Annotated in this window: 23 protein-coding genes and 2 pseudogenes; 12 read left to right on the top strand and 13 right to left on the bottom strand. The window is 56.5% G+C overall.

Going from position 1 to position 23,515, the window contains the following annotated elements:
• The first annotated feature begins 479 nt into the window (after positions 1–479).
• Positions 480–1,736: pseudogene (locus K5Q35_RS22820) on the top strand (site-specific DNA-methyltransferase).
• Entirely contained in the window at positions 1,736–2,581 is an 846-nt protein-coding gene (locus K5Q35_RS22175; RefSeq protein WP_220801413.1) for a DUF5681 domain-containing protein, read from the top strand. The pseudogene K5Q35_RS22820 and the gene K5Q35_RS22175 overlap by 1 nt, the downstream one beginning before the upstream one ends.
• A 311-nt stretch (positions 2,582–2,892) precedes the next feature.
• Here K5Q35_RS22175 and K5Q35_RS22170 read toward each other — a convergent pair whose 3' ends face one another.
• Positions 2,893–4,869, bottom strand: a complete 1,977-nt coding sequence (locus K5Q35_RS22170) for a pentapeptide repeat-containing protein (RefSeq protein ID WP_220801412.1) — start codon at positions 4,867–4,869, stop codon at positions 2,893–2,895.
• A gap of 783 nt (positions 4,870–5,652) precedes the next feature.
• Here K5Q35_RS22170 and K5Q35_RS22165 point away from each other — a divergent pair.
• Positions 5,653–6,306: a hypothetical protein gene (locus tag K5Q35_RS22165; RefSeq protein WP_220801411.1), complete on the top strand. Its 654-nt coding sequence runs from the start codon at positions 5,653–5,655 to the stop codon at positions 6,304–6,306.
• Between the two features lie 251 nt (positions 6,307–6,557).
• Here the strand turns inward: K5Q35_RS22165 and K5Q35_RS22160 are convergent, their stop codons facing one another.
• From K5Q35_RS22160 to K5Q35_RS22145, 4 genes are all read right to left on the bottom strand, one after another.
• Positions 6,558–7,055: a hypothetical protein gene (locus K5Q35_RS22160; protein WP_220801410.1), complete on the bottom strand. Its 498-nt coding sequence runs from the start codon at positions 7,053–7,055 to the stop codon at positions 6,558–6,560.
• Between the two features lie 30 nt (positions 7,056–7,085).
• Positions 7,086–8,090 (bottom strand): alpha/beta hydrolase, encoded by a 1,005-nt coding sequence (locus tag K5Q35_RS22155; protein ID WP_220801409.1) that lies wholly within the window; start codon positions 8,088–8,090, stop codon positions 7,086–7,088.
• An 84-nt stretch (positions 8,091–8,174) separates the two neighbouring features.
• Positions 8,175–8,651 carry an NUDIX pyrophosphatase gene (locus tag K5Q35_RS22150; RefSeq protein WP_259650639.1) on the bottom strand — a complete coding sequence of 159 codons (477 nt, stop codon included), beginning with the start codon at positions 8,649–8,651 and terminating at the stop codon, positions 8,175–8,177.
• Complete coding sequence (locus K5Q35_RS22145; protein ID WP_220801408.1) at positions 8,638–9,522, bottom strand: sterol desaturase family protein; 885 nt, start codon at positions 9,520–9,522, stop codon at positions 8,638–8,640. The genes K5Q35_RS22150 and K5Q35_RS22145 overlap by 14 nt, the downstream gene beginning before the upstream one ends.
• Positions 9,523–9,599: 77 nt before the next feature.
• On the opposite strand from K5Q35_RS22145, the gene K5Q35_RS22140 reads away from it, so the two are divergent.
• Positions 9,600–10,220 (top strand): TetR/AcrR family transcriptional regulator, encoded by a 621-nt coding sequence (locus tag K5Q35_RS22140; RefSeq protein WP_220801407.1) that lies wholly within the window; start codon positions 9,600–9,602, stop codon positions 10,218–10,220.
• Positions 10,221–10,569: 349 nt separating this feature from the next.
• Here the strand turns inward: K5Q35_RS22140 and K5Q35_RS22135 are convergent, their stop codons facing one another.
• From K5Q35_RS22135 to dctP, 8 genes are all read right to left on the bottom strand, one after another.
• Positions 10,570–11,175, bottom strand: coding sequence for a flavin reductase family protein (locus tag K5Q35_RS22135; protein WP_220801406.1), 606 nt, complete (start codon positions 11,173–11,175; stop codon positions 10,570–10,572).
• Between the two features lie 63 nt (positions 11,176–11,238).
• Positions 11,239–11,874: a YbhB/YbcL family Raf kinase inhibitor-like protein gene (locus K5Q35_RS22130; RefSeq protein ID WP_220801405.1), complete on the bottom strand. Its 636-nt coding sequence runs from the start codon at positions 11,872–11,874 to the stop codon at positions 11,239–11,241.
• Between the two features lie 63 nt (positions 11,875–11,937).
• Positions 11,938–12,462 carry a YbhB/YbcL family Raf kinase inhibitor-like protein gene (locus tag K5Q35_RS22125; protein WP_220801404.1) on the bottom strand — a complete coding sequence of 175 codons (525 nt, stop codon included), beginning with the start codon at positions 12,460–12,462 and terminating at the stop codon, positions 11,938–11,940.
• A 101-nt stretch (positions 12,463–12,563) separates the two neighbouring features.
• Entirely contained in the window at positions 12,564–13,346 is a 783-nt protein-coding gene (locus K5Q35_RS22120; protein WP_259650638.1) for an AraC family transcriptional regulator, read from the bottom strand.
• Between the two features lie 54 nt (positions 13,347–13,400).
• A complete protein-coding gene (locus K5Q35_RS22115) occupies positions 13,401–14,186 on the bottom strand; it encodes an Asp/Glu racemase (RefSeq protein ID WP_308443362.1) in 786 nt (261 codons plus the stop codon).
• A gap of 24 nt (positions 14,187–14,210) precedes the next feature.
• On the bottom strand, positions 14,211–15,527 hold the full coding sequence (locus tag K5Q35_RS22110) for a TRAP transporter large permease (RefSeq protein WP_220801403.1): 1,317 nt from the start codon (positions 15,525–15,527) through the stop codon (positions 14,211–14,213).
• Positions 15,527–16,078 (bottom strand): TRAP transporter small permease, encoded by a 552-nt coding sequence (locus tag K5Q35_RS22105; protein WP_220801402.1) that lies wholly within the window; start codon positions 16,076–16,078, stop codon positions 15,527–15,529. Before K5Q35_RS22105 ends, K5Q35_RS22110 begins: the two co-directional genes overlap by 1 nt.
• Before the next feature lie 61 nt (positions 16,079–16,139).
• Positions 16,140–17,120 (bottom strand): TRAP transporter substrate-binding protein DctP, encoded by a 981-nt coding sequence (dctP, locus tag K5Q35_RS22100; protein ID WP_220801401.1) that lies wholly within the window; start codon positions 17,118–17,120, stop codon positions 16,140–16,142.
• 129 nt (positions 17,121–17,249) lie between these two features.
• Between dctP and K5Q35_RS22095 the strand changes: the two genes are divergently transcribed.
• From K5Q35_RS22095 to K5Q35_RS22060, 8 genes and pseudogenes are all read left to right on the top strand, one after another.
• Complete coding sequence (locus K5Q35_RS22095) at positions 17,250–17,891, top strand: GntR family transcriptional regulator (protein ID WP_220801400.1); 642 nt, start codon at positions 17,250–17,252, stop codon at positions 17,889–17,891.
• Positions 17,892–18,216: 325 nt separating this feature from the next.
• Positions 18,217–18,534, top strand: coding sequence for a DUF3489 domain-containing protein (locus K5Q35_RS22090; protein WP_220801399.1), 318 nt, complete (start codon positions 18,217–18,219; stop codon positions 18,532–18,534).
• On the top strand, positions 18,524–18,931 hold the full coding sequence (locus K5Q35_RS22085; RefSeq protein ID WP_220801398.1) for a DUF2924 domain-containing protein: 408 nt from the start codon (positions 18,524–18,526) through the stop codon (positions 18,929–18,931). Before K5Q35_RS22090 ends, K5Q35_RS22085 begins: the two co-directional genes overlap by 11 nt.
• A pseudogene (locus tag K5Q35_RS22080) lies at positions 18,928–19,107 on the top strand (recombinase family protein); the annotation flags it as partial. The gene K5Q35_RS22085 and the pseudogene K5Q35_RS22080, both read left to right, overlap by 4 nt.
• A 748-nt stretch (positions 19,108–19,855) precedes the next feature.
• Positions 19,856–20,590 (top strand): hypothetical protein, encoded by a 735-nt coding sequence (locus tag K5Q35_RS22075; RefSeq protein WP_220801397.1) that lies wholly within the window; start codon positions 19,856–19,858, stop codon positions 20,588–20,590.
• A gap of 397 nt (positions 20,591–20,987) precedes the next feature.
• Positions 20,988–21,209 (top strand): DUF3489 domain-containing protein, encoded by a 222-nt coding sequence (locus K5Q35_RS22070; RefSeq protein WP_220801396.1) that lies wholly within the window; start codon positions 20,988–20,990, stop codon positions 21,207–21,209.
• A complete protein-coding gene (locus K5Q35_RS22065) occupies positions 21,209–21,646 on the top strand; it encodes a DUF2924 domain-containing protein (protein WP_220801395.1) in 438 nt (145 codons plus the stop codon). Before K5Q35_RS22070 ends, K5Q35_RS22065 begins: the two co-directional genes overlap by 1 nt.
• Positions 21,643–23,316: a recombinase family protein gene (locus K5Q35_RS22060; RefSeq protein WP_220801394.1), complete on the top strand. Its 1,674-nt coding sequence runs from the start codon at positions 21,643–21,645 to the stop codon at positions 23,314–23,316. The genes K5Q35_RS22065 and K5Q35_RS22060 overlap by 4 nt, the downstream gene beginning before the upstream one ends.
• Positions 23,317–23,515 lie beyond the last annotated feature (199 nt).

The raw sequence follows: 23,515 nt of genomic DNA, 5'->3' as shown, positions 1-23,515 counted from the left end.
CGTTTGCGGCGAAGGTCAGGTCTTACGGTCCGCACTGCAGCATGACGGGCCAGTGTTTGTCGTTTTTCGAGTTAGGACCGGTTTTGCGCGGCGAAATTTGGAACGCTGCAGCTTTCGTTTCTGTTGTATTTGGGCGACAAGATATTTGTACCTTGCGCTTTATGGTCTCCTTGAAACAATTCGTGATCGCGCCGCCATCCAAGGCGGAGTTGAAAGTACTTCCCAGTTTGCGGCGTCTAAGCCCTTGTGATTACGTATCTCAGTTTTTTACTGCAATTATCAGTGTCACTGGTTTTGTGTAAAAATACACTGTTTCAGTGCCTTAGAAGATCTTTTCCGAAAGAAGATGCTGCGTAGAGACGCTGCACTGCGTATCCTCCTACATAGATAAATGGAAAATCGTGAGGGAGATTTCACCTTTGACTGAGCTTCATGACAGCGCTGTGGTGCCCTAAATTGTTCACCTTTCCCCTGACACGTTGCACCCCTATGCGGCGAATGCGCGAACGCACTCTGCCAAGCAAATTCGCCAGATTGCGCGCAGCATCGAGAGGTTCGGTTTTACCAATCCAGTGCTGATCTCGGACGCAGGAGAGACTATCGCGGGGCACGGACGGGTGTCGGCGGCAAAGCTGCTCAGTCTGGAGACCGTGCCTTGCCTGCGACTGTCGCATCTGACGGCGCAAGAGCGCCGCGCTTATGTGTTGGCGGACAACGAGCTGGCCGAGAACGCGGGTTGGGATCAGGAGATCCTCGCGATCGAGCTGCAGGCGCTGGTGGATCTGGATTTTGACATGGACCTGACGGGTTTCGAAATCGCCGAGGTGGACATGATCCTCGATCAGGCGTCGTCAAAACCGGATCGCGCAGATGAGGTGCCAGAGCAGGCGACCGGTCCCGCGATCACACAGCCGGGGGATCTGTGGCTGCTGGGTGGCCACCGGTTGCTGTGCGGGGATGCGCGCTCACCGGACGATCTGCATAGGTTGGTGGATGGCGCGCCTGTTGATCTGATCTTTACCGACCCGCCCTATAATGTCGCCATCGACGGGCATGTCAGTGGCCTTGGCCAGCACAAATACCGCGAGTTCGCCTTTGCCTCTGGCGAGATGAGCCCGGACCAGTTCACGCTGTTCCTGACGCAGACGCTGCAAAATGCGGCAGCAGTGGTGCGGGATGGGGCCATTGCTTTTGTGTGTATGGACTGGCGGCACATGACGGAGATGCTGACTGCAGGGCATGCGGCATTCACCGAGCTCAAGAACCTCTGCGTCTGGAACAAAAGCAACGCCGGGATGGGCACGTTTTAACGATCCAAACACGAATTGGTCTTTGTGTGGAAAAAGGGTAGGGCGCCCCATACCAACAGCTTCGGGTTGGGGGACACCGGGCGCTATCGCACCAATGTCTGGGACTACGCGGGCGCAAATGCGGTGGGGGCTGCGCGCGATGCGGATCTGGCGATGCACCCGACGGTCAAACCTGTGGCGCTGATCCGAGATGCGTTGCAGGACTGTAGCCGCCGGGGGGATCTGGTACTGGATCTTTTTGCAGGCTCTGGCAGCACCCTGATCGCCGCAGAGTTATGTGGCAGGCGCGCTTGTCTATTGGAGTACGACCCGCTCTATTGCGACACGATCATCCGGCGATTTGAGGCACAGACGGGGATCAAAGCCACGCATGCTGCCAGTGGTGCTGCTTTTGCCGATGCGCCGCGTGAAAGGGAGGTGGTCTGATGCCGCGCCGCAAGGGGCGGGACGGCGGCTTGATGCCTCCGAAAGAGCCCACGATGACGCCCACCGAACTGGCGGTCGAAGCCGTTGCAGCGCGCTCAGTGACAGTGCGCAAAGATGGCCGCTCGCTGGAAATATCGATACAGGATTCTGTCATGGAGAGGCTTGCACAGGAGGCGCTGAAGGGCGGCGCGCATGCGATGCGACAGTTCATTGCGCTTAATGCCGGGGCCGAAGAGAAACGCCGGGCCATAGTTGCACAGGATATCGGGGCTTGGACGCTGTACAAAAAGCAACAAAGTGCCCTGATCAAAGCGGCGCTCGATAAGGGCGACCCGGAGCCAGAGATGCTGCCGCACCCTGAGGATGTCATCATTGATCCGATCAAGGGGGTGTCGTTCGACGGCCCCTTCTTTGAGGAGGACCTGTGGCGGGCCCGTGAAGCGCAGCATCTGATCAAGGCGATCCTGCTACAGGAAGCGCTCGACCTGCGTCGGGATCGCATAAAGAAGGCACCCCGGCCGGTGCCGGGTTGTCCGCTGGTGTTTGCGCTCTGGTTCAACCGGAACTTTCTGGGCAAGCGCATGCGCTTTACAAACGAAGAGATGATCGACATGCGTATGCGCTTTCGGGGGCTTAGCATCCGCACGTTGGAGGGACGCACGTATCAGGCGTGGAAAGCGGCAAAGATCCCCACGCCGCGTGGCAGTCGGGGGTGGTCCAACCGGGAAATGCTGCAGATCATGCAGTTCGGCAGTAAAGGCGCTGCCATCTTATGCGATGAAACCCTCAGCCGCGCCGCGAAAAACGAACAAAGCGAACGACTGATCGATCAGCTGTTCGGGTAGGATTGACCGGGAGCAGCCGTTTATGCGAACCTCATTTGCAGCACCCGGCCTGCCTCGCTTGTGCAACGCAGGGGCTACGCCCAGCAGGCCCTGACCGCAACCAAATCAACAGAAAGAGACAGGAACGGATTCTACACCTAAACGGACTGAATCAGGTGGCTGGGTCAAACCCAATTAACATGGCAATGGACTCCGTGGTTCCATCCCAAGCTGGAAGAGCTTGACTGCCTGGCACGTGACGCAAGGTTGGACGTCATCAAAACCGCCCCCGTAGGCAGGCCATTCTATGCGGTATCGTTACGAAAGCCTCTCTACGGTACCGAAAGGCGTGAAGAGATCGGCCAAAGCCAAGAGCTGAACTCCTCCGATAACTTGTCATTCATGACCCGCCGCCGCTCATAGAATGCACGTTCTTCAGCTCTCCAAGCTTCGTCATCGAAAGGTTGGATCAGGCAGTCTTCAGGCAACGGAACCGGCGCGACATCTATGAAAGCTTCAGGCACCGCGGCGCTCCATGACGGCGTATAGGGCATTGCTTCGAATACCCCGCGCCAATGCCGATGATAATCAAGGTTGTTCAGGACGTCGTCGGACCAGTGGCAGGGCCGCGCCATACCCTCAGGCAGGCGAACGCTGCCATCCGCGAAGGTCTGATCCAACTGACCCGGCTGATCAAATTGCGCGCGCGACAGGTCGAGATTGCGGAATGTGACCCCAAGAAGCACGGCTTCGGTAAAGTCGGGCTGGCCAACCGGCCAGTCAGCGCGCCCCTCAATGTGGGTCGAGCTGACCAATGCCCCAAGAAACTCAGCCGACGTCAGTTTAACATTGACGAGGCGCGAAAACCTCAACCTAGCATGCGCGAAATCGGCGCCGAAGAGACTGGACCGTTCGAATGTCGTCCCGATCAAGTCGGCGTTAGAAAACTTCGCCCGCTCCAGCAGAGCGCCGTCGAGCCGCGTCGCGTCCAAGGATGCACCCATGAAATTGACGTCATTCAAATTAGTGTGGCGAAAGTCCGCATTCTCCAGATTTGCGCCACGCATATCCGCCAGCAAGAAATCTGCATTCGTAGCACTTAGGTTGTACATGTTGCTGCCGATTAGCTTGGCGTAGCGCAGGTTTGCTCCGTCCAAACGCGCGTAGCGTAGACCCGATGCGGTCATATCCACGAAAAGTGCGCGGATACCTTCCATCTGCGCCGCTTCCATATCGGCACGGCGCAGCCGCGTCCGGGTAAGCGTCACGCCCGGAAGAAATGCAGCTAAAAGATTGGCGTGATCCATGTGCCGCTCGCTTAGATCTGGGCTCCTCATTACGGCGATCTCTCGGGAGCGGGCGGCGTCGAAGGCAGCGTTGAGGTCCTCATCCTCCAGGCCCCGGTTGCGGCAGTCCGGGTCGGGGATATCGGCACACCAGTCGCGCCGGAACCTCCGCAACGCTTCATCATGCGGGCGCCAAGTCGGTGTCATCTCCGTTAAACGAATGCGTGATAAGTCGGCGACAGCGGGACGAAACCAGTTTGCGACGCGTTCCGTGACGGCCGGATCTTCGGGGTAACGCGTCACCGAAGGTCCGAGGGGATCCCACTCGGTCCGCACTAGTGAAACAGCAAGCATGAGACCGATTGCCACCGTTAAAAAACTGATCGTCAATGTCCTGCGCGTTCGTTGTGGGCGGTTGCTCATCCTGTCGCGCAGTGACGCAAAGCTCTTCAAGCCGATTAAGACGCATCCCAAGGCCATGAAACCAACCGCGATGGTAAGCCATGCCAAGTGTGCGGTGTGTGACCGAAACCAGAGCCCCCAAACGAGGATCGGTGCCGCGACGAACAAAAGCGTGAACGACGTCACCATTCCCAGTGTACTCAGCGATCCAGCCTCAACGGGCGGCGGCTCTTCGCGGCGCGCTCGACCGCGCACCAGAAGTGCTGCACCGCTGACGAGCCAAGGCAGGATGACATCGGAAAGCGGATCGCGATCAATCCGAGCAGGCGCATGACCGAGAGTAGCCCAAAGCGGCTCTAGCGTTACGTGGAGATAGGCATAGGTCATCGTCACAAGTGTTGCGCCGAAGAAAAGGAACGGGATCACCGGCACCGCGACGCCGACGAGCGGCAGACTAACGTTACGATCTGCCGCAAAGAAGTCCGCATCATTGAAGCCAAGCAGAGTAATTCCGACAAACCCAAGCACGCCGAGATAGGTAAACCAGACTCCGCGCGTGGCCTGCGTGAGAGCCCGGATACGATCGATATACGTTTGATTGGTTTCGGACTTGTCGGACATAACCACTTTAGTATGCCCGCGAGAGCGTGTCCGGGGCAAGCCTACTCAAATTTCCCGTCTTCAAACATGCCTTCGCGGGGGGCATTGTAAACTTGTCTTGTCCTGGCGAAATATTAGTCAAACTGGCCCGATCAAGCACTCTTCAACTCACACGTAATGTCGCCGCAAAGGCTATGCCAGTCCTTACTGGGCCTAGACGCCGTGGCGCGTCCCATCGAAGCAGCCAATTACGCATAGCGCAGCACCTTGATCATTGGGTAGACCAACATTTTTCATCACGGTTCTCTCAGGGGAGTGAACAATTCGAATTTTTAGAGTGAGGTTCTGCCTATGGCCCGAAAATCTGCGCTTTCCGTTGGAAAATTGAGTAATCTAGGTGCTAAAGAGCTTGCGCAGATGATACTGGCAGAGGCAGATCAGAATGCGGGTTCGGCTGAAAATTTTTGCTGCGACAGTCGAGCTTGCTCGGATGGCTCGGAAATTTCTGACTGCCCACCTGACATGATTGAATCTCATTGCGGAGGCGGCCCAAACCGGATTTTTTTTACCGTGCAAAGTATCTGACGACTTTATATTTCTCGCCGCGGATACGGCGGGTGTCGGTGTTGGTGCAGCATTTGGCTTTTGATGGGCAGACCTGACAATCGGATTTGAGAGCGCCATAGTTTCGGGCTTTCATGCCATGCGTATCCCGGGCAGGGTAAGAGTAATTGCGTCGGGTATGACTTGTTGACAGAGGCGTGCCGTACGCGCGAGGCTAGAAACGGGTTTGGGAGATTTCAGATGCAACCTGCTCGATATGCACTTGCCTTAACGATCGTCGCCGCGTCACCGGGTGCAGCGTCGACAACCAGCTCTGCGTTTGGCTTTGCGTCTATCACGATCACTGCGTTCACCTTTGAGACCGATTTTGAGCAGGTTGATCTGATTGTGGATGGTCGCACCTCGGTCAGCGCCAGTGCTTTCGTGGACAGTGCCAACGGAAGGGATGCTGGTAGCGACAGCGCAACCGTAACCTTCACCAACCCGCTTGATGAGGCACTGGAGCTTTATGTCGAGTACGAGCTTATGAGCCAGTCCTCGACGGAGTTTTTGGATGGTGTCGTGATCCGTGATGTGCGTTACGATTCGAACGCGTTTGTCGAGTTGGGCTTTCGGTCGGCCTTTACCTCCACAAACGGGAGATATGACTGCACCGATGCTGATTTCAGCTCTGCGGGCTTTGATTGCTTTGGGTTGTTCGACGACGATTTGCAGGATGTGTTTGAAATACCATTAGACTACCTTGACCAGTTCGCAAGCGTGACCTTTTCGCTTGAGGCGGCGGCGTTCGCGTTCATCGAATCTACGCCGTCGCCGGTTCCCGGGCCACTTCCCGCTTGGCTGCTTCTTTCTGGCCTTGGTGTTTTGGGGCTGCGGCGCTTTAGGCGCGTCTAAAGTCTTTTCGCACGCCTTTGTTTGCAGATATTCGGCGAGGTTGGGGGACATCTTTATTTAGCCTAGCGATATGCGCGACGCGGCTCCCATCCTGCCGCTGCTGGTCTGTCCGGACCATTCTACCCGCGCAGGAGCATTGAATGCGTTGGCTTGGAACGAGGGACAAAAAGTTATGCGGCCTGTGAACTGCGCCCTCAGTATTCGCTGCGTCTTAAACCAACTACTGGTTCTCCTGCTGCATCGCAGCAGCTCTAAACTCGCAACTGCAGCGCTTTTGGTGCTACGAGCGCTTGCAGCGTGATTTGGAGACTTCCGCTGTGGGCTGATTTTGTTGAAAAACTCGAAAATCTGACAGTTGCGTTTTTCTGCCAGAACCCGTTGCAACGGACAATTTGAAACCGACTATGGCCGCGGAGAACCGCGCCGAAGTATCCATAGACCCCTGCCAGATCATCAGACCTGCCACCGATAAACGCCCCATTGGTTGTCTTTAACCCGGCGGCACTGAGAAAGCTTCCGTCCTTGGACACAGCGCTGATTGCGTAAGTCGGATCAAGAACGCTCTTGATAAAGGGAACGGCCTTGGCCTCTGGTCCCAAGGGGTAACGAAGCTTTCGTGCGAATACGCGCCAATAGCCTTGTGCGATCTGCTGGCGGTGCTCGGACCTAAAACCGTTTTCTACTTTCGAAAGCTTTGGGGTGTTGAATGATCGCCAAATTCGGGCCTCATCAGTTTTTATGAAAAACAAGAATGATTGTTGGTTCAGGCAGGCGCGTATCTATCGGTTTGTGCCACTCCCGAGTATCCAACCTGCGATTGTGTTCAGGGCATCTGGCTCGAATGCGAAACGACCTTCGACGATGAAACGGGCCTTTGTCCGAAAGCTCCAATCCTCGGTCAGTTGCCAATTGTATTGGGGTGATTTCAAAAGGGCATGTGTCGCCTCCGGCCAGATGATGATCTGGGTTCTTGGAGAACGGCGGGCCAATGTCTGCTGGTAAATCGAAGCGTTCGCAGTCGGATGAACATTCAAATCCTCTGCTCCCCAAATGGCCAAAACAGGCAGATCGAGCTCTGCGAGCGCAGCCCTCGCATCCGCGTTCCGATTGGTGCGGATAAATTGCCAGCGATCTTCCGACATATCCGCGGGGCGGTTGGCAACCACCGCGTCCGGTCCGAAAACTTCCTCGTTTCCACGCCGTTGTTTGGCTATCGCGGCGTCGATAGTCCCCATGCCCTGTCCTTCCGCCTCCAGGCGTTTACGCGTGTAGTATTCCCACTGATCCCGCCATGAAACCGCTGCACCGACCAAGACCAAGAAGTCTGCGTCGTCAGGCGTTAGCTGCGGCAGGACCCAACCGGCTTGTGAAAAACCCATCGCGCCGATCGGGACGCCTTCGAATTGTTGCCGCAAAAGGTGAAGAACCGCACGGACCTCATCCGTGCGATCGCCCATGGATTGGTGTAGCCAGTTTCCATCCGATTGCCCGATACCGGGTTTGTCCCAGGATGCCACGGCAATCTGCCGGTCGAGCAACGTGTTGATCATCGGCGCGTACCCGCCCCCTGAGGTTCGATCTTGCGGGCCGTCTCCATGCACAAGTGCCATGACAGCAGCTGGCGTTTCATTTGGCAGCCAAACCGTGCCGGACACGGTTTTCCCCGACGTTGTAAATGTAAGGCTTATGGTATTGCGGTCAGCAAGATCGTGATCAGCCAGCCGCCACAAGATCAGGGCGACAATGGCAAGTACAAAGAAACAGGCGATTAGCAATGGGCGCAAAGTGAAACCCCGTGCCGGTTGCTTTCGCACGCCTGATGATGATTGCAAACCATGGCGTCTGATGGAGATTGACTGTAGAGTATGTCAGACATCGATGCGCAACTGCTCGGCTGGCGGGCGCTCGATGAACTCGGCTTCGATCCATCGTAACACCCGGCGTTGCCCGCCAAAGGCGACCATCTCTATCGCGTCCGAGAAACTGACCCATTGAAAGGCGCTATGCTCCTGGTTCAGTGTCATCTCTGCCGCGTCGTCAATGAAAGCAACAAAGACAGGTGCCACGGCGATTGTGTTTCGCGTTGGTTCGTAGAACTGCTCACAGATATCAGCGGAATAGAGACTGTTGGGCACCAGCCTCGTTTCTTCGACAAGCTCGCGCAGCGCGGTCTGCCATGCAGTTTCGCCTTCTTCGATCTTGCCGGCGACCTGGCACCATTGATCGACTGGGGGATGGGTGCGTTTCATCAAGAGCACTTGGTGCCCACCATTGTTGACGCGGATAGCAACGAGCGACGCAAGGTAGGGACTGACTGGAATATCGGCCATTTTACCCTCTGCCATCCGATGTGTCCTCGGTGGGTGGTGTGGGGTGCCACCCCGGTGGCTGAACGAGGTATCCCAAACCCGCGCGGAGACTGCCCGCACGCTGCATGTCGCGATAGAGCCGTGCGTATTCCTTGAAATTGATCGCAAGCGGGTTGTGCGTTTCGATCGGAGTTGTGATGCCATACCTGACGGTGTCTGCCTCTGGCGAATAGGTTCCAAACAACCTGTCCCATAGGATGAGGATGCCGCCGTAGTTTTTGTCGATGTATTCGGGGTTTTGCCCGTGGTGCACACGGTGCGCCGAGGGCGTGTTGAACACACCGTCCAGCCAGCCAAGCTTGCCGACCTTTTCAGTATGGATCCAGCTTTGGTATGCGAGGACCACTGCTAGGCCGACAATGGTTTCCACCACACTGCAACCAAGAAGGATCATGGGGATAAAAAATATCCATTCGATCAGTGCATCCATCCATGAAAGACGCAGAGATGTTGAGAAGTTGAACTCTTCAGAGGAGTGATGAACGCTGTGGTTTGCCCAGAATAACCGGATCCTGTGTTCGGCGCGGTGCATCCAATAGTAAGTGAAGTCAGCGGCGAGGATTGCCGCGGGAACTGTCCACCAGCGGCTCGGAAGATTGAAAACCGCGAAGTCTGAGGCAACAACCAATCCAAGAATGAAGATCAAGCCATAGACACTGCGCTCAAGCAGGGCAGATACGATGGCAATCGCACCGTTGGCCAACGTATCGCGCAGGTTTGAGCGCTGACCGCGCACCGCATCCCAAACAGTTTCAGAGACGAGTGCGATCATGAACGCAAGCCCAAGGATTTCGACAACGCCAAGTAAGGCATCAAACGATGTGAACTCTTGATCAAGCGGGTCCATTGGGTTTCCTTTCTGAGCGAAAGCTATTACAATTTCAATGAACGAACGTTCACTGAAATAGGCGATAGAGAGTAGAAATGCAAGAGCAACCCGATGAAGAGACGGGAAAACCGCCGACAAAGCGCGCGCTGACAACGCAAAAGCGCAGGAAGCAGATCGTGCAGACCGCAGCCGCGTGCTTTATCGAGCAAGGCTTTCATCAAACCAGTATTCGTGACATCGCAAAGCGCGCCGGGATAAGCCTTGGCAATCTTTACAACCACTTCAGCAGCAAGACGGACCTGATTGCCGAAATCGCGGTTCTGGAGGCCGACGACTTAGCCTTGGTGGATGACATCCTGTCTGGTGACGGCGCGGTTCAGGACATCCTTGCGCGGTTCATAGCAGCGCACTTCAACGATCTGTCCAAACCGGAAAACGCGGTGCTGACGGCTGAGATCACATCCGAAGCCATGCGGAACCCCCTGATTGCCAAGCCATTTGCGCAAAACAGGAAGCGACTGACCGGGCAGCTTGAAAAAGTGCTGCGCTCTCCCGCACTGAACTATCCTGAAGACACGAGCGAGATTGCTGAGTTAATCCTCACGCTTGTCGAAAGCACCGCCGTGCGCGCTGCGTTCGAGCCCGGTCGAAGACAAGAGGCCACACTCGGCGCGCTGCAATCGAGTGTCTGCCGATTGGTTGGACTCTCAGACTAAGCTTCACGACAGCGCGTAGAGGGAAACCCGCGACTTGCTGGCTTTTCGAGATAGCGAATCGAGCAGACATCAAAGCCGTCATCGGTCGACTGCGCAGCATTTTGAAATTTGGGCTCACTGCCGCCGTTGGATCGGTTGCAACATCTTCCAAGATTTGTCCAGATCGCGGCGTAACGGACGGCCCTAACCGGACGTTCACCAACACACGTTCATGCTATGATCGCAGCCCGCATTGCCGACATTCGCTGCAGCCGCGAGATAGGTGGATGGAGGAATTCTTGGCTCGCGGAGAACAGCTTCGAAAGGATTTCTGCATCTCAAGGTCCCCACTATTCAAATCGCATTGGTCCTAGGCGGCGTGTCGCTTGAGACTGAACGGCTCTGTCACTCGCGCATAGTCTCGGTAGTCGAGTCGTGCGAGCGGCTGGAAATTCGTCACATCGAAGATGCCATCGATCAGGTATTCTTCGCGCAGATGGATACCTGTGACCTCGCCAAAGACCACGATATTGGCCTCTCCGGGCAGATCAACCATTTTGACCAGCTTACACTCCATGCTGGCCGGAGCGGCCGCCACGCGCGAACATGCGATGGTTGTGCAGTCTTCGCGCTCCGACCCCGCAAGATCGAACTCATCGACGTCGCGCGGTACGGGGGCAGAGGTCGCGTTCATGGCATCGCGCACCTCAAACCCAACGACATTTACGCAGAACACGCCTGTGTCGATGATGTTGCCGACCGAGTCCTTGCCGCGTTCGCGATCCGCCTTGCTGGCGGTCGAGGCGAACATGACTTGTGGTGGGTCGCAAGATATCTCGTTGAAGAACGAATAGGGCGCGAGGTTTTCGGACCCGTCAGTCCTGCGCGTCGAAATCCAACCGATCGGGCGCGGTGTGATGAGCGCGTTAAAGGGGCTGTGCGGCAGACCGTGGCCGTTGCGTGGCTCAAAGAACATAGCTGATTTCCTGATGTTGCCGATCTACGCTTCGTCGTGGTCGCGCAGACCGAAACGATTGCGTTACTCGGCTTGGAAGCGCAGATCGCGATTCATGGAATAGGTGCCCATATGGGATTCCTCAACCAGCACATGGCCTTTGATCGCGGCCAAAGCGTCGGCTCCGGTAAAGGTGCCCTCTAGCTCGACAGTTTCAACATCGAGCGCGTACACCGTGACGTGGTACTGGTGGATGATGCTGTCATTCCACGGTGGGCATGGGCCGTCATAACCGCCGTAGTCGCCGCCCTTATCTGGATCGCCTGCAAACCAATCTGTGTAGCTGTTGATGCCCGTTTTGCCGTAAGATCGCTGTCCTGCAGTCTTACCACCCGGCGTCACACCAAGGCTGTCAGCCCCTTCGGCGATCTCGCGTGTAGATGCCGGGATGTTCACCAATACCCAATGATATAAATCGACACGCGGCAGATCGGCGGGAACCGTTTTGCCTTCTTGGTTCACATCTTCGCCTGACGACGGCACGTCCGGGTCGTGCATGATCACCGCGAAGGATTTTGTGCCTTCGGGCGCGTTTGACCAGCTGATCTCGGGGCTGATGTTGTCAGAGGTGTCGAACCGGCCTTCAGCGGGGATTGTGCCGAATGCGAATTTTTCTGGGATAGACGCGCCATGTGCCCAAGCTTTGAGAGTGATATCCATGGGATTGGTCCTGTTGCAAAAGCGGGGGGGAAGCGCCTCGACATGGTGCTGAGGCGCTCTGTTTTAGCGGTTGTAAATGGCGGTGATGTTTGAGGAGGCCAAGCTGTTCGCGTTCACCATGAAGCCTGCAAGCGCGTTGCTGACCGAATTGTCGATCTCCAGAGTTGTTGCCAAGGCGTGCACTGTGAACTCATAACGGTGGACTTCACCAGGGGGAGGACATGCGCCGCCAAAACCTTCCGCACCGTAGTCGTTGGTCAGTTCGACGCCATTTACTTCGCCGCCGCCAGGCAGCGATGTCACATCGGCCGGGATGTTGAAGGCGAACCAGTGCCACCAGCCTGAACCAGTTGGCGCGTCTGGGTCGTATACGGTGACGGCAAAGCTTTCGGTGCCTTCAGGCGCGCCGGACCATTCCAGTGTTGGGGCCGTGTTGCCGCCTTCGCAGCCAAAGCCCTGGAACACGAAGTCAGAGCTAAGCTGTTGGCCTTCAGCGATGTCCGGGCTGGTCAAAGTGAAGCCATCCGCCATAGCAGGTGCGGCCATTGTCGATGCGATTGCAGCAGCGAGGAAAACGTTACGTGTCATTGGGATAATCCTTTCTGGGATTGTTGTTGATGATGAAACTAGCTTAGTCATCACAACGCGGTGCCGCTTCCGGCTCCCAATCAAGAATTATCGGATTTCGATCAATCTGCCGCCAGACGAATGTCTTTTGGCTTAATCCCGAACCTTTTGCGGAATGCGTCTGAAAAATGCGACAGTGTTTTGAACCCGCAATCCAGCGCGATTTCTGAGACTTGGGCTTCGGTCGTCTGCAACAGGCTGAGTCCATGTTCCAACCGCGTGTGCAGCAGGATCTTGGCAAAGCCTTGCCCGCTTTTGGATAGCCAGCGGCGCATCGTCGCCTCGCTCATTGCGAAGTGTTCGGCGGCCTCTTCCGCCATCCAGGAATGCCCCAGATCAGACTCGATCAGTCTGCGCACTTGACTGATCGGATCGTCTTCGACTTGGGTTGGCAATTGGAAGCCTTGCTCGCGCAGCCACAACAGCGGCTCCAACAGCCGGTGATCCCGGATGGTGTCAGGCAAGGCGCCGTTGTCCAACGTGTCTTGGATCAGTCCCAGAATATCAGATGGATTGTTTTCAGCCGCGTGGACGATCTGAACCCCGTGCGCGGCGTCCGACTTTGGCAAGTCAGAGAACACCGCATTGATCAGATCGTGTGAGTAACTGACGCCAAGCGCGCTATAGTTGCCTTCCATCACTGGGCGGTTTTCCATCGTCACCATGGAGCCGGGCGGGAAGATCATCAGATCGCCTTCTTCGCCCAACATCTCGCCCTGTGCAGGAGTAAGCACATATTTGCTGCCGCGCCTGATGAAGAAGAAAAACGTCAGGCGAAAGTAGAGTTCCGTGAACGTGGCCGTGGTCGCCTGCGTGATGGGGTAGATCGAAACTTTGCTGTCCACAGTGCGTCCTTGAGGGTTGGGGTGACGCGTTGATAACCGCGACACCCCTGTTTGTCAGGCCATTTTTGGCAGTGTCGATGGCGCTCCACCAGCGAGCAGCGCCCCGCCACCGGGTGCAACTTCTGTCAGGTCCAAACTGCGCAGGATTTGGCGTGTTGTGGCGACCGCAGCCGACAATGTCGGCAAGCCAGATGCCCGTTCGATCATTTCGATCGACGGGAGCGACGGCATCTGTACACAGGCGGAGGCGACAATGGCACCGACGCCGCGCAGGTCCAGTTTGCGCCAAAGCTCCGCCGGGGCCGTCGGGTCTTGCGAGGCGACTTCGAGATTGTCGGGGATTTCAAGGGCGAGGAAATCCTGCACTTCAATGCCTTCATTTTCGATGTAATCGACAACCAGTTTCGTGAGTGGTTTCATATAAGGACAGATGATCGAGACTTTCTTCACGCCCATATCTTTAAGGCCATCGATCAGGGCACCGGCAGAGTTCAAAATAGGCGTGGGGCAGCCGTTGTCTGCCGCGGCCTTTTCCAGCTTTTCGCGCGACGCGCGGTGATACCCCAGCCCCATCGACATGATCGCCACAAGACAGGCGTAAGCTTGGACTTCGACGGCAGCGTCTGACAGTTCCGTCGCACAGCGGACTGAATCCGCGTCCATCGCTTCTAGCTCTTTTTTGGCCACGCTTTTCATCCGCATCCGGGAGGAATGAAAGGTAAACCGCTCTGGAAGGACCGTTTCTCGGGTCTTCAGCAACGCCGGAATTTCGGTTTCCATAGTTACGTTAGAGCTGGGAACGATCAGGCCGATGCGGCGGTAATTTGATGTGTAAGACATGTGATTTTCCTTCAAGTGAGGGGATTAAAGCGCAGGGCCCATAACGGCTTCGGGCAGCCACGTTGCGATGCCGGGGAAGACGCAAAGCAGGACGATGGCAAGCAGCATGCACGCCACGAAAGGCAGTGATCCCTTCAGGATCGTCCTGAGCGAGATGTCCGGTGCGATGCCGTTGATCACATAGAGGTTGAGGCCCACGGGAGGTGAGATCAGTCCGATCTCCATGTTGATTGTCAGGATCACTGCGAACCAGATCGGGTCAAAACCAGCGGTCGTGATAATAGGCAACAAGATCGGAGCGGCCATCAGGATCACCGCGACAGGTGGCAAGAAAAAGCCTGCGATAATCAAGAAGATGTTCACCGCGATCATCAGAACCCACGGGTTCACATCCAGCGTGCCGATCCATGTCGCGATGCTTTGCGTGATGAACAGGCTCGACAGCATGTAGGAGAACACACCGGCAGCGGCGATGATAAACAGGATCATCACGCTTTCCTTGGTGCTATCCTGCAAGATCATCCAGATTTTGCGGACGTCAAAGAGCTTGTAGATCACAATCGCGACCGCAAGACACAACAGCGCGCCGACCGCTGCCGTTTCCGACGGCGTCGCAACACCGCCATACATCGCATAGAGCACACCAACAATGATGCCGACGAAAGGCAGTACGCGGGGCAGCACCTCGAACTTCTGTTTCCAGGTGTAGCTGCGTGCGGTCAGCAGGTTCGTGTCGCCTGACTTCCACGTCGCATAAAGCGACCACGCCATGAATAGAGCGACTAGCAGCAATCCGGGGAAGACACCCGCCAGGAACAAGCGACCAATCGAGGTCTCGGTTGCGATCCCATAGACGATCATCGTGACTGAGGGCGGGATCAGGATACCCAAGGTGCCGCCTGCCGCGATGGACCCGGTGGCGATGCCTTCGGGATAGCCACGCTTGCGCATTTCGGGGATGCCCATTTTGCCAATCGCGGCGCAGGTTGCTGGACTGGACCCGGACATCGCGGCGAACAAGGCGCAAGCCCCAAGGTTTGAAATCACCAGACCGCCCGGCACGCGGGTCAACCAGCGTTCCAGTGCTTCGTAAAGATCAGCACCTGCTCGGGTTGAGGCGATTGAGGCTCCCATGATGATGAACATCGGGATCGAGAGCAGCGCAAAACTGTCAAGTTTGCCAAAGAAAATCTCGGGCATCAGCTCAAGCGACCGCATGCCATCGAAGATCACCAGAAACCCGGCGGAGACGACGAGAAGGCCGACCCCGACAGACACGCCGGAGAACAGAACAAGGATGGTGCAAATGCCGACAAGAGCACCCAAAATGAGGGGATCCATTATGATGCCTCCAGCCCAAAGGGCGTTTCAGTTTTTGTGAGAAGAGCCACAAGGTCAGCGATCAGTTGCAGCAGCAACAAGCCAAAGCCGACAGGCAGCGACAGGTAGGGGATCCACAGGGGAACCGCTGTGACCGTGTCAGATGTCCAGCCCCGCGCCCAAGCAAAGTGCCAATATTCATAGCCGTAAAGCAGCATAACTGCGGTGATCAGGATCGACAGGAACAGTGTTACGATGGCCAACCCAAACCGTGCCTTGCCTTTAAGTGCTAAAGGGATGAGGTCCACATTGACGTGGCCGCGTTGGAACTGCACAAATGGCAATCCGATGAGCGTCGCGGCAATCACTAAGAACACAACAATCTCGGTTTGCCAAACGGTTGAGCCGTTCAGCGCAAAGCGGATGAAGATCATTTGGCATGTCAGAAAGACGGCTGCTAAGATCATCAAGGCAGAGCACCACCCAGCGACACTAGAGATATTTTGGACCGCACGCACAAAGGCATTCTCGCTCTTTGTGCGTTGGGCAGCCGAAGGGGCATGGCCAGCCATGACGTTTTCCTTCCAATTGTGATGGGATGGGCGAGAAGCAGCGTGCCCCTCGCCATTGGGGTCACTCGACCGCGAGCGCCATATCAAGCAACTCTTGGCCGCCTTCGACATCAGCCACAAACGCGGCGTAAGATGTTTCCTGGGCCAGCGCTTGCCATGCTGCGAAATCATCCGCAGTCATTTCGGCAATTTCAACACCGGCTTCGCGGAACACATCAACCGAAGCTGCATCTTGCAGCTTGGCTTGTTCAAGATAGTGCGCCTCGGCCTTTTCAGCGGCAGCCAGAAGTGCTGTTTGTTGCTCTTCCGACAAGCCCTCGAACGTGGATTTGTTCATCAAAAGTGGCTGGTACAGGAACCACAGCGCGATGTCGGATGCTGGCGTGTAGCAAGATACCTGTTCGAAGATCCGGTAAGACACGAAGGACGAAGACGACGTGTTCGCAGCATCCAAAACGCCCGTCTGCATGGCAGAATAAATCTCGGATGACGCCATAGATGTGATCGATGCATCCGCACCCACCAGCATCTGTTCAAATGACTTACCGGCTGCACGGGTTTGCAAACCTGCCACATCATCTGGATGCGTAATGCAGGTGTCTTTGCCGACGAAACCGCCCGCCAGATAGCCGTGGACCAGCACCATCACATCATCCTCCGCCATTTTTGCTTCAAGTGCTTCCATAAAGGGCGACTGGCTCAGACGGGATGCGTGATCATGATTTTTCACAAGCCCGGGCATAAGCGTCAGGTTGAATGCTGGTTGTTGACCGCCAGCATAGGACAGTGGGAAGACTGTCATGTCCAACTGCCCCCGTGACAAGGGGCGATACTGTTCGCGCGGCTTAAAGAGCGACTTTGAAGGGAAGATGGTGATCTCAAGATCGACACCAGCTGCCGCGACTTCATCAGCGACAATCTGAGCCACTTCATGACGCACGTCACTTGTGGACCATTGGTGAGACAAGCGCAGCTCCTCCGCCTGCGCGGTTCCTCCCGCAACGGCAAATGAGAGCACGGCTGATTGGATAAATTTGTTCATTTTGATTCCTCCTATGGATTCTTTTACACATTATATGGATACATATAGCAATCAAAAAGATTCACATAAGTTAGATTTGGCTGGCGACCAGCGAACGAGATCGCTATGAAACACACGAGAGGATTACGCATGGCACGGGCATCAGACACGCTCATTGAGCAGCTAAAATGTGATATTTTCAGTGGCTTACTGAAGCCGGGAGATCAGCTCGAAGAAGCTGATCTCGCCGCGCGCTTCAATGTGAGCCGCACGCCAATTCGTGAGGCTATCCGGTCATTGGTTGACTGCGGATTGTTGGAAACACGCCCGCGCAAAGGCGCAATGGTGCGTGTTCTGACTGCAAAAGAGCTCAACGATCTGTTCGAAGTTGCGGCTGAGCTTGAAGGCATGGCCTGCCGATTGGCCTGCGATCTGCTCACACTTTCGGACAAGAAAGACATCGAAGAGGGCTTGGAACTGTGCCGCGCTGCCGCCGAAGCCGAGGATATTCCCGCATACGCACAAGCCAATCTTGCGTTCCATGCAGCCATTCACAAAGCCAGCGGCAATGCGTGGCTGGTTGATCAGTTGGACCAGACTCAGGCGCGCATCAACGTGTATCGGTTAATGCCCTATGACGTTGTAGGACGATTGGAAAAGTCACTCACAGAACATCGTGAAATCAGTGACGCTATCTTTGCAAAGAATGGTGCGCTGGCCAACACTCTGATGCGCGACCACATGATGTTGCAGGGGGCCAGGTTGCCGAGCCTCCTAAAGGCTCTTGAATAAGCTTTCCTATTCAAAAATCTGCTATCGACAACATTGAGCACGATCTGAGCCATCAGTATGCTGAGCTGAAAATAAGAATTCGAGCTGAGCAGAGCAATTCTTCGAATGGCCGCTTTCGTTTGGTCGCCCTTATTTCCATGCTTCTGCAGCGAATGACGGTTTCCCGCCTCTTGTACCGGGTTTTCTCTCTAACGGTCTGGACTTTGGGGGCTGGCAGAGCGGTAGTGTCGGTGCGCGCGATGCGTATTCGCGTGGTTTGCCTGGGATTCCCGGGCTCTGCTCAGTAGCGGCGGGGTGGTCCCGCTGATCCTCTGAGGAGATGGATATGAGTAAATCACTGAAGAAGCGCGTCACCAAGAAAGACCAGTTGATCAGGTTGCTGGGTACGAAGGCGGGGCGTGATATCAAGGCGCTGAGCGCAAAGCTTGGCTGGCAACAGCATACGACACGGGCGGCTTTGAGCAGGCTGCGTAGGGCGGGGTATGGGGTCGCTGCGCAAGTCCCTGCATCGGGGGGTGGGACCAAGTACCGGATCGCGTCGGTACCTGCACCTGAGGTGCCTCCCGCAAAACCGTCTGAACATATGAACGCCACCGCACCTGCGCAAACGCCTGCATCCGAGGCGCCAACCGTTGGGGCGTGATCCGAACCCCGAGCGGCCCGCGACATGCGCGCAGTGGGAGGCGGTTTTTGGATCGCCTCCGCCGCCGTATCTGTCCGTGCCGTTTATGCACAAGGCCATCTCTTATGAAGCGCAATGCAAGGCGCGGGGAGGCTTGCCTGCTGCGGCGCGGCGGGCTTTGAACGGGGCTTTAAAGGGGCAGAAACGGCCGGGGCAACCGCAGGAAATACTCTCGCCGGGCGCACATCTTGTGCGGGAATGGAACGGGCGGACGTATCAGGTGCGCGTCGTCGAGGGCGGTTTTGAGATGGACGGCAGGGCGTGGAGGTCGCTCTCGGCCATCGCGAAACACATCACGGGTACGGATTGGTCCGGCCCGCGTTTCTTTGGGCTGACCAGCCGGGCTGGGCGCCCGTGAAGAAGCTCCGCTGCGCCGTCTATACCCGGAAATCCTCAGAAGAGGGGCTGGAGCAGGAGTTCAACTCGCTGGACGCGCAGCGCGAAGCCTGTGCGGCTTACATCACCAGCCAAAAGCATGAAGGCTGGGTGCTGCTGCCCACGCAGTATGACGATGGCGGGCTGTCGGGCGGATCGTCTCGGTCGCGACGTTCAATATCGATCCCGAATGCGTGACGGGCCTGCGGAGCGGGAAAGCGGCGCTGCGGCTGGAAAGGGCCTCGAGACCGGGGCGCGGGGGCAGTAGGCCGTGCCTCTCCTCTATCACGTGACGGCGGGAGTCGAGACCATCCGCGCGGATCGGTTTTTTCGGAGGATCGGGATGAGGCGGTTTGGCAGGGCTGATGAAGCTGGGATAAAATGCGCTCTTTTGCAAACGTGAAGCACGGCGGGCCTTCAAAACCGCTTAACAAGAACGGATAGAATGGTTGCAACAATCTGGAAGTGCACCACTTTTTACTACATCAAGTCGAGCGCAAGAGAAAGAAGTCAAAATGGAAAAACTCGGTTCCAAGTGCATCAAGTTTCTACAGTACTTGCCCAAGAAAATTATACTTTTGTTGGGTTTCACTCAGGAGTTTTGGGAAAGTATGAAGATCACGGCCTACCGGCTCTTTGTGATAATCAGTGTATTTGTTGTGTTCGGATGTCTAATATTATTATCCGATTTTTTAGGCTTTGAGTTTTTTTAAGATAGAGAAATATGTCATGAGAAAAGATAAGGGTAGTTTAGGCTGAGGGCCAGCACGCAGCGATCATTGATCCGGACCGCTGGGCGCACATCCAGCAGCGGCTACAGGACGGCGCGGCAAAGGGCAGGGCGCGCAAAACTGCCACGCAACAATCGCTGCTATGCGGCAAGCTCTTTGATGAAACCGGCGACCGGATGACGCCGAGCCATACCAAGACGAAAGCGGGCGTTCGGCTGCGCTATTACATCTCGCACCGGCTGGTGAAACGCAGTGGAGAGCCCGGTGTTGATGGCTGGCGGTTGCCCGCACCGGAACTGGAGGGCAGGATCGTGGATCTGGTGCGCGAACGTCTGCGTAAGCCGTCCTTTGCTGCGGCAATTGCCGCGACAGTCTCGGGTGCAGATATTGCCGCAAACAGCGCCGCGCTCACGAACATCACGACCAGCGCCACGGCGCTTCTGCACCTTGTCGCGCGCATCGACCTGCGGCCCGGGTCGCTGACAGTCACGCTGGATCCGACCCGGCTGGCAACGCTTTGCAACGCCGCTGCGCATGCAATCGACCAAAAGATCCTCACCTTGAACGCCCCCTTTCGGATGCGCAAACGCGGTGTGGAAACCAAGCTGATCTTGCAGGATACCCCGGTCAATCCGGACCAGACCCTGATCCGCAATATCGCCAAAGCGCACCAATGGTATCAACAGGTTAAGGCAGGACATACGCTGTCCGACATCGCGCGCGATGCAGGCACCTCGACCCGCCGCATCCAGCACATGATCGACCTTGCCTTCCTCGCGCCCGATCTGGTGGGCCAGGTCCTTGCAGGGACCCAGCCCGCCGGATTTACCTCTGACTGGTTCAAACGGCACAGCCTGCCCGGCGACTGGCAGGACCAACGCGATCTTATCGCGACTCTCACGCATCGCTGAAACGGACAGTGCGACCGCGAAAAAGCCGATCCCAGACGACAGGGCAGTTCACGGAATAAACCATGACACACAACGGTCTGCACCAATGCCACGATCCCACAACCCACTGAAATGACGCCACTATCCAAAAGGACACACGCACCGTCTGCATTCAAAGGAGTGGTTGGCTGGGGTAGGAAGATTCGAAACGGCAGTACATCTTTTGATGGCTTCAAGTTTTCTGCTTTATTTGAGCGACTTGTTCAGATTTCCACTGGACTATGGTGGCAAACAGAGCGGTACTGTCTGTGTCGCGACGCACTTAAAGCTGCGTGTCGCCATCTCCGCCTGGGATTCCGGGCTTTGCTCAGTAGCAGGATCACTTCGGTCCTTGCTGATTTTAACAAGGAGAAGATGAATGACAAGGCAACCTGAACCGAAGACGAAGAAAGCGCAGCTGACCCGGAAGGCCGGAGCGGATGTGGCCACCATCAGCCATAAGCTCGGCTGGCTGCCGCACACGAGCCGGGCGGCTTTGAGCGGTCTGCGGAAGGCTGGGTTCGAGATCGCCGCGGAGAAGGCGGAAGCGGGCAAACCTCTGAACTACCGCATCACGGCACAGCCGGCGGACGCGACCTGATGACTGGCGGTGAGGAAATCGCCGCACGATGGGACGCGCTTGGTCATATGGACCGGGCGGCCCTGCGCGTGGCCTGGGCGGAGGCGTTTAGCGACGCCCCGCCAAACTTCCTGTCGATGATCTTCATGCGCAAAGCCCTGATCTGGCATGAACAGTGCCGGGCCTTCGGCGGACTGTCATCCGACGTGAAACGCGCCCTGAAGGCCGCTGCCGGGGGCAAGCAGGTCAGACCGCCGGCCCCGGCCATCAAACCTGGCACGCAGCTTGTGCGTGAATGGAATGGCCGAAGGTATCAGGTGGATGTCAGACAAGAAGGCTTCGTCATGAACGGCGAAAACTTTAAGTCCTTGTCTGCGATTGCGCTGCAGATTACTGGCACCAGCTGGTCTGGGCCACGGTTCTTCGGCCTGAACGGTCGGGCAGGACCCGGCGCATGAAGAAAATCCGGTGCGCCATCTACACGCGTAAAAGCTCCGAAGAGGGGTTGGAGCAGGAGTTCAATTCTCTTGATGCGCAATACGAAGCCTGCGCTGCTTACATCTCTAGTCAGAAGGCTGAGGGCTGGGTGCTTCTGCCGGAACGTTATGATGACAGCGGTCGGTCCGGTGGTACGCTGGAACGGCCCGGGTTGCAACGGCTGCTCACCGATATCGATCTCGGTGCTGTCGATCAGATCCTCGTCTACAAGATCGATAGGCTCACGCGCTCGCTGGCGGACTTTGCCAAAATGGTCGAACGGCTGGATGCGGCGGGGACATCTTTTGTCTCGGTCACGCAGTCCTTCAACACGGCCACCAGCATGGGTCGTCTGACCCTGAACATGCTGTTGTCCTTTGCTCAATTCGAGCGCGAAGTCACCGCGGAACGTATCCGTGATAAGATCGCTGCCTCGAAGAAAAAAGGTCTGTGGATGGGGGCAACCGTGCCGCTGGGTTATGCCGCTGATGGCCGGTCGCTGAAAATCGCGAAACCGGATGCCGATGTCATCCGCACGATCTTTGATCTCTACCTAAAACACGGGAACACGCGCGTCGTTAAAGAAGCGGTTGATGCCCTCGGCTTGAAGACCCCTGTCAGAACGCTGATCTCGGGCAGGGTGAAAGGCGGTGCGCAATTTAGCTACGGCCATATCCACTACATCCTGACCAACCCCGTCTATGCCGGTCGCATCCGGGATCACGCGAAAGTCTATCCCGGCCAGCACCCGCCGCTGATTGAACCTGAGGTCTGGGACGGCATCCAGGACCAGCTGCGGTCCGATGCAGCGAAAGATCGGACTTTTACGAAGCGGAACCGGAACGGTGCAAGAGCATCTGCCTCACCGCTGGCTGGCAGGATCTTTGATCAGACCAGGGATCGCCTGACGCCCAGCCATTCGAAAACCGCCAAAGGTCGCAAACTCAGATACTACGTGTCTCACCGGCTGGTCCGCGGAACTGCGCTACGCGATCCATCGGGATGGCGGTTGCCAGCACCAGAGTTGGAAGACAAGGTGGCTGATCTGGTCCAGCGGCATCTCAATCAACCAGAGGTGCGCGCCGGCATCCTGGTTGATGCTATTGCAGATGAAACCGCGGAGATCGTAACTAGGTTGGCTGAACTGACGGCCACTACCGACACAGCAACAGATGCGAATTACCTCTGCTTGGTTCTCGTCCACCGCATCGACATCGCGCCCGGCAAAATCCGCATCGCGCTCTCCGCCGAGAGCCTCGCTGCACAGCTCAATATCGATCCCGCGCGCATCAACGAAGATTTGATGACAACCACATCCCCATTCCGGCTTCGCAAGCGCGGCGTGGAAACAAAACTCATCATCGGGGATGAACCGGCTGAGATCGATGAAACCCTTTTGCTCAACATCGCTCGCGCGAACCGGTATTTCGATCTGGTCCGGTCGGGAAAAACCTTTGCTGAGATAGCGGAAACCGAAGGAGTCTCGAAGCGCCGGGTCCAACAACTCATCGAACTGACCTTTCTGGCACCGGACGTGATCCGGGCAGTCCGTGAAGGGCGGCAGCCTGTTGGCATGACGTCTGACTGGCTCAAGCGCCATGCCTTCTCACCGATCTGGACAGAGCAACGCGACGCCTTCGTAACGCTGTAAGCCTCTCTGCACTCAAGAAATCCTTACGCTTTAGGCGGAGAGCGTCGCTGGCTTTGGCTTCCGGCAATATGCCACTGGGTTATGACCGCACGATCGGCGATGGTCTCACCATCGAAGCTCACCAAACTGCTACCGCGGACATGGTGCTGACCTGCTCCCCTGAAAAGTCCGGTGTTTTGAGTTAGCCTGTTCTCCAAGT

The organism is Roseobacter sp. OBYS 0001, from assembly GCF_019654895.1.
Lineage (GTDB): Bacteria > Pseudomonadota > Alphaproteobacteria > Rhodobacterales > Rhodobacteraceae > Roseobacter > Roseobacter litoralis.
Note: the sequence above shows the minus strand (reverse complement) of the source record. Positions and strands in the feature narration are given on the sequence as shown.

What these genes read in the sequence shown, in the direction of transcription:
- K5Q35_RS22165 (WP_220801411.1), top strand. Translation starts at nt 5,653, where the DNA reads ATGCAACCTGCTCGATATGCACTTGCCTTAACGATCGTCGCCGCGTCA.
- K5Q35_RS22065 (WP_220801395.1), top strand. Translation starts at nt 21,209, where the DNA reads ATGACTGGCGGTGAGGAAATCGCCGCACGATGGGACGCGCTTGGTCAT.
- K5Q35_RS22075 (WP_220801397.1), top strand. Translation starts at nt 19,856, where the DNA reads ATGACGCCGAGCCATACCAAGACGAAAGCGGGCGTTCGGCTGCGCTAT.
- K5Q35_RS22145 (WP_220801408.1), bottom strand. Translation starts at nt 9,522, where the DNA reads ATGGACCCGCTTGATCAAGAGTTCACATCGTTTGATGCCTTACTTGGC.
- K5Q35_RS22130 (WP_220801405.1), bottom strand. Translation starts at nt 11,874, where the DNA reads ATGGATATCACTCTCAAAGCTTGGGCACATGGCGCGTCTATCCCAGAA.
- K5Q35_RS22115 (WP_308443362.1), bottom strand. Translation starts at nt 14,186, where the DNA reads ATGTCTTACACATCAAATTACCGCCGCATCGGCCTGATCGTTCCCAGC.
- K5Q35_RS22060 (WP_220801394.1), top strand. Translation starts at nt 21,643, where the DNA reads ATGAAGAAAATCCGGTGCGCCATCTACACGCGTAAAAGCTCCGAAGAG.
- K5Q35_RS22150 (WP_259650639.1), bottom strand. Translation starts at nt 8,651, where the DNA reads ATGGCAGAGGGTAAAATGGCCGATATTCCAGTCAGTCCCTACCTTGCG.
- K5Q35_RS22135 (WP_220801406.1), bottom strand. Translation starts at nt 11,175, where the DNA reads ATGTTCTTTGAGCCACGCAACGGCCACGGTCTGCCGCACAGCCCCTTT.
- K5Q35_RS22125 (WP_220801404.1), bottom strand. Translation starts at nt 12,462, where the DNA reads ATGACACGTAACGTTTTCCTCGCTGCTGCAATCGCATCGACAATGGCC.
- K5Q35_RS22070 (WP_220801396.1), top strand. Translation starts at nt 20,988, where the DNA reads ATGACAAGGCAACCTGAACCGAAGACGAAGAAAGCGCAGCTGACCCGG.
- K5Q35_RS22170 (WP_220801412.1), bottom strand. Translation starts at nt 4,869, where the DNA reads ATGTCCGACAAGTCCGAAACCAATCAAACGTATATCGATCGTATCCGG.
- K5Q35_RS22175 (WP_220801413.1), top strand. Translation starts at nt 1,736, where the DNA reads ATGCCGCGCCGCAAGGGGCGGGACGGCGGCTTGATGCCTCCGAAAGAG.
- K5Q35_RS22090 (WP_220801399.1), top strand. Translation starts at nt 18,217, where the DNA reads ATGAGTAAATCACTGAAGAAGCGCGTCACCAAGAAAGACCAGTTGATC.
- dctP (WP_220801401.1), bottom strand. Translation starts at nt 17,120, where the DNA reads ATGAACAAATTTATCCAATCAGCCGTGCTCTCATTTGCCGTTGCGGGA.
- K5Q35_RS22110 (WP_220801403.1), bottom strand. Translation starts at nt 15,527, where the DNA reads ATGGATCCCCTCATTTTGGGTGCTCTTGTCGGCATTTGCACCATCCTT.
- K5Q35_RS22105 (WP_220801402.1), bottom strand. Translation starts at nt 16,078, where the DNA reads ATGGCTGGCCATGCCCCTTCGGCTGCCCAACGCACAAAGAGCGAGAAT.
- K5Q35_RS22095 (WP_220801400.1), top strand. Translation starts at nt 17,250, where the DNA reads ATGGCACGGGCATCAGACACGCTCATTGAGCAGCTAAAATGTGATATT.
- K5Q35_RS22140 (WP_220801407.1), top strand. Translation starts at nt 9,600, where the DNA reads ATGCAAGAGCAACCCGATGAAGAGACGGGAAAACCGCCGACAAAGCGC.